Below are 14823 nucleotides of genomic sequence, written 5' to 3'. Positions count from 1 at the left end.
TAATGGGTTAAATCAAGAAAAATTTTGTTGATCCCATGGTAATTTTGTTCAATATGTAAGATAGTAAAGTTACTGAGGTTATAGTTTTATACATCCGGCCATAATATGAATTATTTTCCAAACCGTCTCTTGACGTTATAATAAAACAAGCTGACAGCAATATACTTTACATACAGATTTCGCTAACGAACCTTCTGACAAATACGGATATATTGTACCATTGTTAGCGGATATGGTGGATAAGGAATATTTTATGCTGATAAAAGTAACAGACAGATCATGTCATACTCGCAATTTTTAATCAGGTATACATGCACTCAGACATACGATGACTAGGAGTCAGACGGTCTCTCGGGTGAAGCTGCTGTCCGCGTGAGAAAGGACCGTTCGTTATGAATTACAAATTACTTCAATGGTTAAAACATCCTTGGTTGGGAACCAGCGTCCTGACGATTTTGGGAATAGCAATAAACTACTTCAAGCTGGATTTATCGGTTGTTCTTCAATTTATTTTTGGCGGTACGGCTGCTCTGATCATTCTAAGATTATATGGACTGAGGTTTGCGGCCCCGGCAGTGATACTGATTAATCTGCCATTTTTGTGGACAGACTACTATGGATTCCTGCTGATAGTGATAGAGCTGGAATTAATCTTCGTATGTATAGGCTCACGTCTGTTCCCCAAGAGCAGTCTGCTCAGAATGGATGCGGCTTTTTGGATACTGGTGGGACTGCCTCTGTTATTTATAGTGTACCAGTATGTACTGGAACATACCGATCGCCGGTTGATTGGCCTGCTGACCATGAATAATGTGCTAAATGGCATTATGAATGGACTGGCAGCTTCCATTATTGTGGAATCACTGCTGAGCCGGGTAGCGATTGGGCATCGGCCATTTTATCCGATATCGCTGGGACGTATTATTTTCAAATATTTGCTGGCATCGGTTGTGCTGACTTCTGTGCTGGTTATGTTCGTTAACGGACGTCAGCAATTTGAAGATATATTGGGGTACGGCTCGGAATATATGACTCGTTCATCGCGGCTCTATATACAGCAGATTCAGCAGAATTTGCTCGTACGCCCTGACCGGATTCAACTGTTAATGATCGATTACAAAAAGGACTTTGCTATTGATTCGTTGCTGGTCGATGATACCGGCCAGACGCTGTATACTACGATGAAAGCACCAATGGCAGAACGGTTTGCAGAAAATACAGGATATCAGACGCTGCTGCTGGAGCATCAGCCTATGCATGGAAGCATGTATCAGCAGTTTCCTGACAGGCCCCTGTACAAGCTGGAACGATGGCAGGAGTCTTATCTGGTAATGAATGTACCATTGTTGCAACAATATCGTCTCATCTTAACTATGCCGCTTAACTTTTATTTAAACCCATATTATGTATTTTATCTATGCAGTATTATAAAAATACTACTCGTCGTTATTTTGGCACTTATTCTGGCCTGGCCGATCAGCCGCAAACTAAACCGTCCGCTGATGCAGCTAGCACAGGCTTCTAATAATATTCCGTCCAAAATCAAAGAGAACCGCGCTCTTCACTGGCCGGAGACGAATATTCTGGAAGTGCGGAGGCTGATTCGGAACTTCAAGTCCGTTGTCAGTACGATGGAATATCAGTATTTGCAGATCAAGAAGGATAAAGAATTGCTGGAAATACGGGTAGTGGAGCGTACGTTTGATCTGGCGGAGAGCGAAGCGCAAAAAAGCGCTATTCTGCAGATGGCTATTGATGGAATTATTTCGACAGATAGTCAGCTGCGGATTACCGAGTTCAATCCGGCTGCCGAGCAGATGTTTCGCTGCAGGCAGGACGATGTCATAGGTCGTCCTTTGTCGGACATTATTCTGCTCGAACCTGCAGATGACGGTGAGAGCTGTATTGCGGTACAGGCGATTCGTCTGGATGGAACCTTGTTCCCGGTAGAACTCACACGCAGCAAAGTGCTGGCGGAAGGCAATTCATTCCGTACCTTTTTTGTGCATGATCTGACAGAGGAGGAACATCTGAAGCAGCAGCACACCGAGCAGGAGCGCCAGTTGCAACTCCTCAGTGAACGATTGCTGGAAGAACAGGGAGCTGCCGAAAAGCAGAAAAGTATTACAGGCAATCTGCTGCAGTCTGTTGAAGAAGGAGTCATTATGTGTGATTCCCAACAGCTGATTTCCTTTATTAATCCGACTATGCAGACCTGGTTCGATCTGGATGATTATACAGGACGGCCCATCACTGAGCTGTTGATTCATATGGATCAGCTTACAGGTAGTACCTTTTCCCTGAATGACAGACTGGAGCATTATATGAACAGCGGGGAGCACTGGGAGCAGGGCGAACTGATCCGCTTGAACAACAATCGCATTCTGTCGCTTTACGTTACACCGGTGATCGATCCGATAGCAGAGATTAAGCATGGATTTCTACTGGTCTTCCGTGATTGTACGGAAGAGAAAAGGGTACGTCAGATGCAGGATGAGCTGATTACCGTTGTCTCACACGAGCTGAGAACGCCGCTGTCGGCGATTATGGGCTATATTGAGATGCTGACCATGTATGAGGATATGCCGGCTGCCAAGCGCCAGGAGTTCATGCATACGATCCAGCAGGAAGGGAACCGGTTGTCCAGACTGCTGGATGATTTTCTGGACAGTCAGCGTATCGAAGCAAGGCATATTGAATATCATATGAGCTGTCTTCCGGTACGTGAGCTGGTCCAGACTGTGTGCTACCAATGGGACATTCATTCACGGCATCGCATTCGTATACATGGTGATGGTGAGGAAATGTATATTTTGGGTGATCAGCACCGTATGATTCAGGTCATTCATAATCTGATCAGCAATGCGCTCAAGTATTCACCGGACAGCATGGCTGTTGATATCAGTGTCAAAGAGGAAGCAGATTCTGTAGTTATTGCAGTCGAAGATTACGGAATCGGTATTCCGGAGCAGGATCAGCCGCATGTGTTCCGCAAATTTTTCCGTTCGCATTCGGCTGCTTCCCGCAAAGTAAGCGGCACCGGTCTGGGATTATATATCGCGAATCTTATTGTAAATGATCATCAGGGTCAGCTTCAGGTACTTTCCAATCCGGGTCATGGCTCTAGATTTATACTGACACTGCCGAAGTATACACCATCCCAAGATTTCCTCTAAAAAAGGTTTGCGCGAAACGGAAAGCGGACAATTTTATCCAAGCGCGAAGTAACTTTGGGCAGGGGAATTGACAGTGTCATACCCGCTGAATTAAGCTAGGGGTGACAAGGATAATGAGCAGAACCAAAGAGGGGTTTTCCCTATGAAAATAGACTGCGAATGAAGATAGCGGGAGAGTCTGCGGATGTATGTGATCCGCCACCGAAGGAGCAAGTCGGCGGGAATGCCAACCCCCGGCCAATCTCTCAGGTACCAGGAACCGCTGCCGGACGCAACTCTGGAGAGAGCGCAAGCCACCCAAGGGGTATGACAGGAGCAATGTCAGTAGGCAATACTGGCATGTCCGTCCAAACTCTCAGGTAACGAGGACAGAGCAATAGGCCCTTGCAGGCCATGCTCTGTCCTTTTTTGCTGTTAATTGATTTAGATATGGCAATATGTTCATATTTAGCGGAGACAGACGGCAGGGCGGAGAACATCTGCAGCACACTCTGCCGAAAAACAACTTGTTCAAAATAACAATTCACAGGCGCATATGCGGGAAAGAGGAATCAGAATGCGTTTTAAAAATGTATTCAATATTATCGGTCCATCGATGGTCGGTCCATCCAGTTCACATACGGCAGGAGCAGCACGTCTGGGCCGGGCAGCCAGACAGCTGCTAGGCGTTTGTCCGGAACATGCGGATATTATTCTATACGGTTCATTTGCAGAGACGTACTGGGGGCATGGTACGGATCTGGCGCTGGTGGGCGGATTGCTGGACTACAGTCCGGATGATCCACGTCTGCCGGATGCAGCGGAGGAAGCTGATCAACTGGGAATGACGATTCAATTTGATAAAGGAAGCGGTAATTATCCGCATCCGAACTTTGTACGCATCCGGCTAAAACGGGGTGAGCATACCGCCGAACTGGCAGGTGCTTCGATCGGAGGCGGCAATATCGAGATCCATGAAATGAATGGGTTCGATCTCAGAGGGTCCGGTCAGTACCCTACACTGGCAGTAGAGCATCAGGACAGCAAAGGCGTACTGGCGGATATTACGCGTACCCTGAGCGAATCGGAGCTGAATATTGGCTTTATGGATGTGGACCGCAAATCACGCAGTGGTGAGGCAATGACAGTCATCGAACTTGATAGTGCCCCGGTTCAGGCAGTACTCGATCGAATCGAGCAGCTGCCTTATGTCACCCGTGCGGTAGTTATTAATCTGGATTAATGGAAGGTTGTGAATCGGAATGCAATTCCGTTCGTTAAAAGATATTATCAGACTATGCGAGGAACGTTCGCTAACGATAGCAGAACTGATGGTGCAAGAGCAGGTCAAGGAAACCGGAGTATCACGCGAAGAAGTCGTTCAGCAGATGACGGATTATTATCATATTATGAAAGAAGCCGTACACAAAGGAATCACGGAAGATACAGTGTCTCGCAGTGGATTAACCGGTGGTGATGCACGCCGGGTATACAATTACCTGAATAATGGCGAAACTGCATCTGGCAGTGATGCAACGCGAGCGATGTCCTATGCCCTCGCCGTATCCGAAGTAAATGCTTCGATGGGTCGCATTATCGCGACACCGACAGCAGGGTCCTGTGGTATTATTCCTGGTGTATTTGTAAGCACACAGGAACGGTTTGGCTGGAGCGATGAGCAGATGGTGATGGGTTTGTTCGCCGCTGGAGCGATCGGCTATGTTATTGCCAACAACTCGTCCATCTCCGGCGCAGAGGGCGGCTGTCAGGCTGAGGTAGGCTCGGCGATTGGTATGGCGGCAGGAGCAGTCGTTGAACTGCGACAGGGTACACCGGAGCAGGCGATGCATGCTGTCGGTCTGGCTCTCAAAAATACGCTGGGACTGATCTGTGATCCGGTAGCCGGACTGGTAGAGATTCCGTGTATTGTACGTAACGGTCTCGGAGCAGTAAATGCACTGGCAGCTGCCGATATGGCGCTGGCCGGCGTACGCAGTGCAATTCCTTCGGATGAAGTGGTGGATGTTATGCTACAGGTAGGGCGTTCGATGCCGAGTGAACATCGCGAAACCGCACGTGGTGGTCTGGCCCAGACACCGACCGGTCGCAAAATTACAGAAGAGCTGCGTCGTCGCAGACAGAATAACGGCAATTAATTTGCTGAATGAGAACTGTACAAAAGTATAGATTCAATACATGTATTATCAATTGTAGTCATAGAAGATCCTCTTTTATATCATGACAGGGATCGTATTATACGATAAACACAACAAAGATATATATAAGGTAGCGTCCTGTAAGGGGGCGCTGCCTTTTTTGTATAAATCAATAAAAAAACCGCAGTCATCAACAGGGATGGCTGCGGTTTGTCGGTTATAGGATTAATCTTGCAGTACCAGAGGGCGAAGTTTGGCTTCGATCTCTGTACGGTGTGGTTCCAGGAAAGGAGGCAGAGACAGCGATTCGCCCAGCGAATCCATCGACTCATCAATATCAAATCCCGGTGTATCGGTAGACAGTTCAAACAGGATACCGTTTGGCTCACGGAAATAGAGTGCACGGAAGTAGTGACGATCCACTTTACCGGAGTTCGGGATGCCCAATTTGGATAGTTTCTCCGACCAGGCATTGTACTGCTCTTCATTGGGTACACGGAAAGCTACATGATGGACACCACCACGGCCAAGTCGGGCAAATGGCAGTTCCGGACGTGTCTCGATATGCACTTCGGCACCAGCGCCGCCTTCACCAGTTGCATAGACCTGAATATCGGCATGCTGTTCACCAGCCAGGGATGGATAGGAACCGACGTGACGGAAGCCAAGTATTTCGGTCAGAATCAGTACTGTATTCTCGGGATTGGCTACAGTCAGTGTGACCGGACCCAGACCGAGGATACCATACTCTACGGGCACATCTGAGCCAGACCATGCTTGTCCGGGAGCAACGCCCTGTTCATTATTGTCAGCAACCAGAATCAGACGGGTGCCTTCAAAATCCTGAAAAGCGAGTGTATCGCGTCCAGCACGAGATTTAATTTCTTCATGGGTTACATTGAGGCTGTCAAACCGGTCGGACCAGTATTGCAGAGCAGCCGTATCAGCTACACGCAGGGAAGATGCAGAAATGCTGGATACACCCTGATACGTAGGACCAATGCCCGGCAGATCGAAGAAGGTCAACTCACTGCCTGGAGAAGCAACACCATCTCCGTAAAAGAGGTGATAGGAAGTAGTATCATCCTGGTTAACCCCTTTTTTGACAAGACGCATTCCCATTACTTTGGTATAGAATTCAAAGTTCTTTTCCGCTTTGCCCGTCATGATTGACACGTGGTGAATACCTAACAGTTCCATAATAATCATCCTCCTGAGATGGTATATATAAATTATTTTTGTATTTGAAATCTTAATGTTAAGATAATTATAGCATGAGTTTGGAAGATTGCAATAGGGCAGGAGAATTTTTGTGAGAAAAGTATAGTGACTTTATTTATGGGAGCAAAAAGCAGATTTATATGCGCTACTGGGCTTAACAAACACCGAATAATTAAACAGGATGAAAAAAACTGATATTCGTGAAGAACAAAAAAAGCTGGATTGGTTTTTCAGTTTTCGATGATTTACACGCTTCTCCATATCAAAAGGGACCTGATCTTTGGATCGGGTCCCTTTTGCGGTTGCTGATTATTTTATTTACTCAATGAGTTGTGGAAATAAGATCAATAGGAGAAGACGATTATCAATGATTCGATAGACCGCCACTTTCTGCCCGTGTAGTTACCCGAGTTCGGTATGTGTCTGTCTCCAGCCCGATTTGCGGGAAGACTTTATTCAGGTCAGGGAACTTGGCAAGAATCTGCTTGTTGTCCGTACGCAGATCCATTTTGCTATAATCGTAAAATCCTGCCTGTCCAACGGTATTGATAAAGTCATTGCCTGTTATCGTAGTATCTCCTTTTTTGGGAACAACCACACTTGGTGTGTTAACAAGCATATTGTCCATCATTTTGGTTCCGTTCGGATATTCCGGATGCCAGCTTGGATCCAGAATGCTTCCCCATAATGTATGGTCATATCCGTATTTTTCTTGAAGCGTTTTACCATATTGGGCCCATGGATTGCTGTCTGGATTCATCTCGCGCAGCTGATCAGCGAAAATACTCTTGACTCCGTGGGTCTTTTTATCACCGCGCTGGTCGATCTGGATCATGTTCGAATCTACAACCAGATTATTTTTGGCAATATTATCATGACCATTCAGCAAAATACCCTTGGTCGAACCCTGAATAATATTGTACTGGTAATTGTCCCCGCTGTCCGCTCCATCGGAATAGAAGCCATTGGAGCGCTTATTATGATGGATAAAGTTATAGCGGAGTACATTGCCATAGGATGCCCAGTCCTGCGCTGTATAGAACGCGCCGGTATCGCCCTCGATCAATGAAGTATTGTGTACCTCATTATATTCAAAAGTCAGATTGTTGCTGTATACATAACGCACAGCATCTTTGGGTACATCATGCATCAGGTTATGGTCAAACGTCACGCCGACCGAGTTACGAACCAGAATCGGTTCCAGATGAGTCAGTTCACCTACATGATGAATATGGTTGTTGGTTACACGACTGTTGGCTGCCGTCAGACTTTTACGATCACCGGCATCATTGACACTGATTCCAAATCCGCCCAGTTCATAAATATCGTTGCTCTGGATCAGATTGGAGGAGCCGCCTACATCGAGAATACCGCCATTACCCAGGTTGCGCAGGGTATTGGCAGCCAGTGTGATATGATCACTGCTTTTGAGTTCAATTCCGTTGCCCATGCTGCCTTCGATTGTAAAGCCCAGCAGCTGCACATAGGATGCATTCCGGAAAGAAACGACCGGATTCTCATTATCAGCAATAATAATATTCAGATTCTGGATCTTGCCACCTTTGGGATAGTAATACAGCTTGTGATCTTTGAAGTCGAGAGCCCATTCGCCTGGCTGGTCAATCTCGTCCAGATAGTTGAGCGCCCGCCATTCTTCAATACCTGTTCCAATCCGGTAAGGAGCACGGATCTTGGCGCTGTATCCTGAATCAGATGCTGACTCATAGACATTGGCACTTACAGTCTTGGCATACACATCTTTTGTTACTGCTGTCTGACTGATGTTCTCATCCGGATAATATACAGGAGAAGGCTGTTCGCCGAGATAAGTCACCGGTGAGTCGGTAGCAGAACGATCCGATTTCAGAGCAGCCGATTCCTTGACAAGAGTATCATCTGTGCCGGAAGCAGTAGAAGCTGCGGCAGTAGCAGTCTGGTCTGTTTTTGAAGCTGTCGGCGTTGTGACAGGATTATCCATTGACTGGAGTATCACCGGTTTGGCATCTTCGGCTTCCTGTGCAGGATCTGCGGCTTCAGTCTTCAGCAGGGAGTCTTCGGTCAGCTCTTCCTTGAGTTCAACCGACTTGGTGGTACCGCCTTCTTGGTACATCGTATAAGCGGTGCTGGATGTATCTACATCATGCAGAGCATCGTCAGCCGCAGGAGGTGTAGTCAGAGAAGGCTGATTTTTATACGCATTGGCCAGAGCGGATGTGCTGTTGCGATAATCGACAACCGCTTTGCTCCACTTGGAGCCCATTCCGCCATCCGGAATATCCTTCAGGGTGATAACGTGGTGTTTGGTATCAATTTCCTGAACCGAGCTGGTTATTGGACTCCATACGGTTCTCCAGAATCCTTTGAGATAAAGGGGATGACCGGCTTCCAGTGACTTTTTCCAGCGTTCGGAACGGTTGGTTCCATCCAGATCCAGCGTATTGGTTGTATCATCGTTCTCGGGAATTCCGCCTTCCCCGTAATAAAAGGATTTGGCATCGGCAGAGCCGTTGATAGTCGTCCAGCCTTTACGATGATTGTTCACTGATTCTCCCGGATTCGGCCACTGGGAGATAGGCTGGCGTTCACCATTGGCAATCAGATCAACAATACCCCATTGCTCGGTAAAAGAAGTGCCTCCGCTAAAGTGAAAGATATGCTTGAATCCTTTTTGAGTCATATCCAGCTCATACAGATTGTTGGCATAGACATTGGGATGAACCCTGGCTACTGCTTCCTTGCTGAGCGGCTTCCAGTCGGTTGCCGGTACATGTACACCATTGGTGAGTGTGACATGTTCGCCGGGATAACTGCGATAGATAATAGGTCTGTCCGCTGTACCGGAATCCTGTTCATTCAATTCCAGAGTAGAAGTCTCATATTCTCCGCCTTTGATCCAGACGGTTATTCCATGCTCGGGCAATTTCCCCTTTAGCGCACGGATAGCATTTTTGGCCTGCTCCAGAGTGGCATATGGTTTAGCTTCGCTGCCATCTCCACTTGTATCACTACCGGAAGTTGCAACATACAGATTCATTCCGGTTGCTGTTACCGCTCCGCTGCTCAGTACGGCAGTCCCCTGGATGGTTGCCTGTTCGGCAATCGCGTAGGGAACGACCGTCGCACTGGACAGCGCGAGTACAGTCGTAAGCGATACAATTTTTTGAAACGTCTTCATGTGTATGAATTCCCTCCATTCTCTTTGTATGCGAGTAATCGGAGCAATAAGGTGTCCCCGTCATGATGCAGTACCTGATTTGTAATCTGCAACCACCTCCTTCACAGAATCATTCAGTCAAAGCCATTATATATAATAAAAGATTGTCGAGAAATTAGCAAAAACAAAAAAATATATCATTAAATGTAAAAATAGTCTCATAATATTAATATAAGTGTTTCTTTTTTGTAACTATTTCAGCACAGCTTCTTCAATATTGTCAAGTTTAGAATAAAAAAGGCTTCACATGAAGAGCAGAGAATAGATCTCCGTCTTCCATATGAAGCCTTGCTTTTCATTGCAATTATGAGTTCGAATCAGGTGCAGAGTGGTTGCTTAATCCATTATATTGATTACGTGCAACCGGCTGAACACGGTATGAATCCTTGTACAATCCAATTTCGGTAATCACCTTGTTGAGGGAAGGGAACTTTTTGAGAATAGCCTGATTCTGGGTGCGCAGATCCAGATTGCTGTAGTTATAGAATCCTGCTTCACTCACTGTATTCAGAATTACATTTCCCTGAGCGGCTACATCACCTTTTTTGGGTATCTTGATTGTTGCTCCGCCCACCATTACGTTATTATTCAGCTTGCTGCCATTCGGGTACTGTGGATTCCAGCTGGCACTCAGTACCGAACTCCACAGATTGCCTTTCATGCCATACTGTTTGGCGAGTTTCTCACCATAAGTTTTCCACGGTCCACTCATAGGATGGAACCCGCGAAGAAGATTGGCATATTCGCTGTTCAGTCCATAATTTAGACTATCGGAGCGGTCATTGATTTCCATCGATTCCGTCTCAATCAGCAGATTGCCGGTTGCGACATTGTGATGACCATTCTCCACGATAAAGGCACGCTTGGTATTCTGGATAATATTGTTCTGATACGTGTTACCGCTGGAACCTCCATCGGCATAGAATCCATTGGAGCGCTGATTATGATGAATCATGTTATAACGAAGTACATTGCCATAGGAAGACCAATCCTGGGCCGTATAGAATGCGCCGGTATCACCTTCAACGAGCCCTGTATTATGTACCTCATTGTACTCAAATAACAGTTTGTTGCTAAAGGTGTAACGAATCGCATCCTTGGGCACATCGTGCAGCAGATTATGATCGATCCGCAGTCCAACCGACTCCCGTATAATCAGAGGCTCCAGATGGATGAGTATTCCTGTATTGTAGATATGATTATTGGTGATTCTTGTATTGGCAGCAGTTAATTTAGTTCGGCTGCCTGCCTTGTTGACACTAATGCCAAAGCTGCCGGTATCATAAATATTATTACTCTGAATCATATTCTGACTGCCGCCGGAATCGGTAATACCGCCGTTGCCCATATTGTGTATGGTCAGTCCTGCCAGTGTAATATGATTGCTGTTCTGTACATTGATAGCGTTACCCAGCCCATTTTTGAGCTCAAATCCAATAAATCGGAGATGCGAAGCACCATTAATACGAATAATCGGATCCGTACGATCGGCGATTACCGTGTTCATTTCCTTAATAGGTTTGGGCGGATAATAATAAATTTTGCCGTCTTTGAAATCCATAGCCCATTCACCGGGTTGATCGATTTCTTCCAGCAGATTGAGCAGTCGCCATTCTTCGCTGCCGTCACCTATACGATAATGATTATCGGCAGTTGCTTTATTGGCAACCGCACTGAATTTGGAGCCGATTCCGCCTGCCGGTGTCTGAGACAGATGAATAGAGCGGGAAGAGGGCTGGATTTCATTGAGACGTATCGTTGCCGGACTCCATACTGTACGCCAGAATCCCTGCAGATACACACCATGGCCAGTCTGAATCGCTCTTTGCCAGCGTGCCATTCGTCCCAGGTTACTCGTATCCTTGTTCTGTTTATCATCATAATAAAAAGAGTTCTCATTAACGATGCCCGAGGCAACTGCCCAGCCTGCACGATTACCGGCAGAAGCATCATCTTTGTTGGGCCACTGGGAGACCGGCTGCATCGCATCACCAGCAATCAGCTGCAGAATGCCCCATTTTTCGGTGAAATAATCACCACCGGTAAAGCCCTGGATATTCTGGAATCCCAGTTTTTTCACATCCAGCTCCATGAGCTGGCCAGGTTGAATCGCTGGATTCACACGCTCGCGCGCTTCTGCGCTAAGTGGTTTCCAATCGGCCGGATTCACGGCTGTTCCGTTGGAGAGCGTGGCTACTTTACCAGCGTAGGTCCGGTAAGTGATCGGTGCTCGAACCGTTCCGGAATCGGCAGCTGTCCATTCGAGTGTAGCAGTAACATTATAATTGCCTTCTTTTACCCAAACGGTAGCTCCACCAGATGGCAACGGCTTGCTGCGTTTGCGCAGATCATCGCGAGCTGCCTGAATCGTAGCATAAGGATGTTTCTGGCTGCCATCCTGATGCTGCGCACTGGCTGAACCATCCACATAAAGATTGATTGGAGTAGAGGCCTTTGTGCCGCTATCAAGTGCACCCTGTCTAGAATCTGCATGCTCTCCCTGCCATAAAGGGAATAATAAGAGCAGGATCAGACCGCTCATCAGTACTACATACTTTATGTTTTTCACCTGCAATACCTAACCTCCCTTTTTTCCTTATTAAAGGTAGTATATGAAGGGAAGAACAGTAGTGTCAATTTTTTGGATGGTTAAAGGGCTTAGTCTTTATACCTGTTTGTTAATTCACCAACTGAATCAAAAAAGAAACCAGTCCGCAGGTAGCAGTCTGGTTTCTTCTATAAAAGCATTTTATGCATAACGACAAAGGAGTTTAGTTACGGTTGGTTAATCCGCCAGTCTCTGCACGGGTCACCACGCGGATACGGTAAGCGTCCTGCTGCAGACCGATTTGCGGGAAGATGCTGTTCAGGTTAGGGAACTTGGACAGAACTTCGGAATTTTTGGAACGCAGGTCCATTTGGTTGTAATTGTAGAAAGAAGCAGAGCTTACGCTATCAATGATGCTGTTGTTGGCTACGGTGTAATCGCCATATTTGGGCTTGATTACACTGCCTACCTGAACCAGAGCGTTATCGATAATTTTGGAGCCGTTGGAGTATTCCGGACGCCATGCAGGATTCAGTATATCGGACCACAGATTGTCGGTATAACCATACTTGGCTTTGAGCTGGGCTGCATAATTCAACCATACGCCCGATGTTGGATTCTTGTCGCGCAGTGTATCGGCGAAGATACTGCTCACACCATAGTTTTGAGTGACTGTAGCGCTGATTGCCAGGGTATCGCTGCGGTTCTCGATCCGTGCTGTATTGGAAGCGACAATTACATTGTTTTTGGCAATATTATGGTGTCCATTCAGCTGCAGTGCACGATCAGATCCCTGGATAATATTGTTGTAGTAGTTATCGCCGGCATCGCTGCCATCTGCATAAAATCCATTGGCGCGCTGATTGTGATGGATAAAGTTATAACGCAGATCATTACCATAAGAAGACCAGTCTTGTGCAGTATAGAAAGCACCTGTATCGCTTTCCGCGAGTGCCGTATTATGAACTTCATTATATTCAAAAGTCAGATTGTTATTCCGCTCATAACGCATAGCGTCTCTTGGCACATCATGTACCAGGTTGTGATCGACCCATACACCTACAGAGTCACGGATTACGATACCTGCCAAATGGGCGTGTTGTCCGATATGATGAATATGATTGTTGGTAATACGGGTGCTTGCCCCTGTCAGAGTAGCACGGTCTCCAGCATTACCGATACTAATACCAAAACCGCCAGTGTCATATACATCATTGCTTTTAATCATATTGGAATAGCCGTACGTATCGATGATACCGCCATTACCGACATTCATTACTGTATTACCGGCGATAGTGATATGATGGCTTTTTTGCAGATCAATTCCGTTACCGAGAGTATCTTCGATCTGGAAGCCGAGGAAGGAGATATAGGATGCGCCATTCATTTTGACAACGGCGTTTGGTTTGTCTGCGATTTCGACATCCATATCGGCAATATTGCCGTTTGGATAGTAGTAGATTTTACCGTCTTTAAAATCGAGTGCCCATTCGCCCGGTTGATCAATCTCGTCCAGCAGATTGAGTGCACGCCATTCTTCAGTACCTTCACCTACACGGTAGACAGGATTCGAGCCGGCTACTTCTTTGCTGAATTTGGAACCCATGCCGCCAGCAGGCATATCCAGCAGAGTGATGCTGCCATCGGAAGTATTGATGCTTTGTACTTTGCTCATGAGTGGAGACCAGAGTGTTCTCCAGAAGCCTTGCAAATAAAGGTCATGTCCTTGTGCAATGGAGTTTTTCCAGCGTTCGGCACGATTGGTTCCATCTGCATTCAGTGCATCTATTGTATCTCCGTCTGCAGGAACGCCATCTTCACCGTAATAAAACGATTTGGCATCTGCCGAGCCGTTGACTGTAGTCCAGCCGCCGCGCTTGCCGCCTGCAACTTCTTCGGGATTCGGCCACTGCGAGATGGGCTGCAGTTCACTGTCAACGATCAGATCGATAATGCCCCATTTGTCGGAAAAGGAAGTTCCGCCCGGGTAAGAGTTGATATTGGTAAGGCCAAGGGAGCGGACGTCCAGCTCTACCAGCTTGGCAGCACTGACTTTGGGATTTACTCTTTTCTGTGCTTCACTGTTTAACGGTTTCCAAAGTGTAGGATCTACGGATACGCCGTTGGAGATAATTACTTTTTCTCCAGGATAGGAACGATATACAATCGATTTGCCATTGGTTCCGGAATCGGAAGCTGTTAATTCAAAAGTACCGGTGATTTTGTACGTTCCGCCTTTGACCCAGACAGTGATTCCACCAGCGGGAAGTACTCCTTTTTTGGCGCGGATAGCATCACGGGCCTGGGGAAGTGTCTTGAACGGCGTATCTTTGCTGCCATCTCCACCGACAGCTACCGAGCCATCTACATAGAGATTAAGTCCTGTATTCGTAGTAGCTCCACTGCTCAAAGTAGTTACATAGCCATTTAATGTACGATCTGCATATACAGAGGCCGGGGATGCAATAGATCCCAGCACTAATGTACTCATTAGAAGAACAGCTGCAATAGACTTCTTTCCAAACATAA

The 14823-nt window shown here is 46.7% G+C and carries 7 protein-coding genes and 1 riboswitch; of the genes, 3 read left to right on the top strand and 4 right to left on the bottom strand.

Translation table 11 applies throughout. The features are described 5' to 3' along the window. The first annotated feature begins 392 nt into the window (after positions 1-392). From H065_RS0104860 to sdaAA, 3 genes are all read left to right on the top strand, one after another. Positions 393-3176, top strand: coding sequence for a sensor histidine kinase (locus tag H065_RS0104860; protein ID WP_017811896.1), 2784 nt, complete (start codon positions 393-395; stop codon positions 3174-3176). Positions 3177-3335: 159 nt separating this feature from the next. Then, a riboswitch (glycine riboswitch) is annotated at positions 3336-3448 on the top strand. Positions 3449-3732: 284 nt separating this feature from the next. Beyond that, positions 3733-4398, top strand: a complete 666-nt coding sequence (gene sdaAB, locus H065_RS0104855; protein WP_017811895.1) for an L-serine ammonia-lyase, iron-sulfur-dependent subunit beta — start codon at positions 3733-3735, stop codon at positions 4396-4398. Positions 4399-4417: 19 nt separating this feature from the next. Further along, positions 4418-5311 (top strand): L-serine ammonia-lyase, iron-sulfur-dependent, subunit alpha, encoded by an 894-nt coding sequence (gene sdaAA / locus H065_RS0104850; RefSeq protein ID WP_017811894.1) that lies wholly within the window; start codon positions 4418-4420, stop codon positions 5309-5311. Between the two features lie 225 nt (positions 5312-5536). On the opposite strand, the gene H065_RS0104845 is transcribed toward sdaAA, so the two are convergent. The 4 genes from H065_RS0104845 to H065_RS0104830 all read right to left on the bottom strand — a co-directional run bounded on the left by H065_RS0104845 (position 5537) and on the right by H065_RS0104830 (position 14785). Then, positions 5537-6511 (bottom strand): ring-cleaving dioxygenase, encoded by a 975-nt coding sequence (locus tag H065_RS0104845; RefSeq protein WP_017811893.1) that lies wholly within the window; start codon positions 6509-6511, stop codon positions 5537-5539. A 385-nt stretch (positions 6512-6896) separates the two neighbouring features. After that, positions 6897-9707 carry a right-handed parallel beta-helix repeat-containing protein gene (locus tag H065_RS0104840; protein WP_017811892.1) on the bottom strand — a complete coding sequence of 937 codons (2811 nt, stop codon included), beginning with the start codon at positions 9705-9707 and terminating at the stop codon, positions 6897-6899. A gap of 343 nt (positions 9708-10050) precedes the next feature. Continuing rightward, a complete protein-coding gene (locus H065_RS0104835; protein WP_238557885.1) occupies positions 10051-12315 on the bottom strand; it encodes a right-handed parallel beta-helix repeat-containing protein in 2265 nt (754 codons plus the stop codon). Between the two features lie 202 nt (positions 12316-12517). Next, entirely contained in the window at positions 12518-14785 is a 2268-nt protein-coding gene (locus H065_RS0104830; protein ID WP_238557884.1) for a right-handed parallel beta-helix repeat-containing protein, read from the bottom strand. Between the last annotated feature and the right edge of the window lie 38 nt (positions 14786-14823).

It is taken from the genome of Paenibacillus shenyangensis, from assembly GCF_000346635.1.
Taxonomy (GTDB): domain Bacteria; phylum Bacillota; class Bacilli; order Paenibacillales; family Paenibacillaceae; genus Saccharibacillus; species Saccharibacillus dauci.
Note: the sequence above shows the minus strand (reverse complement) of the source record. Positions and strands in the feature narration are given on the sequence as shown.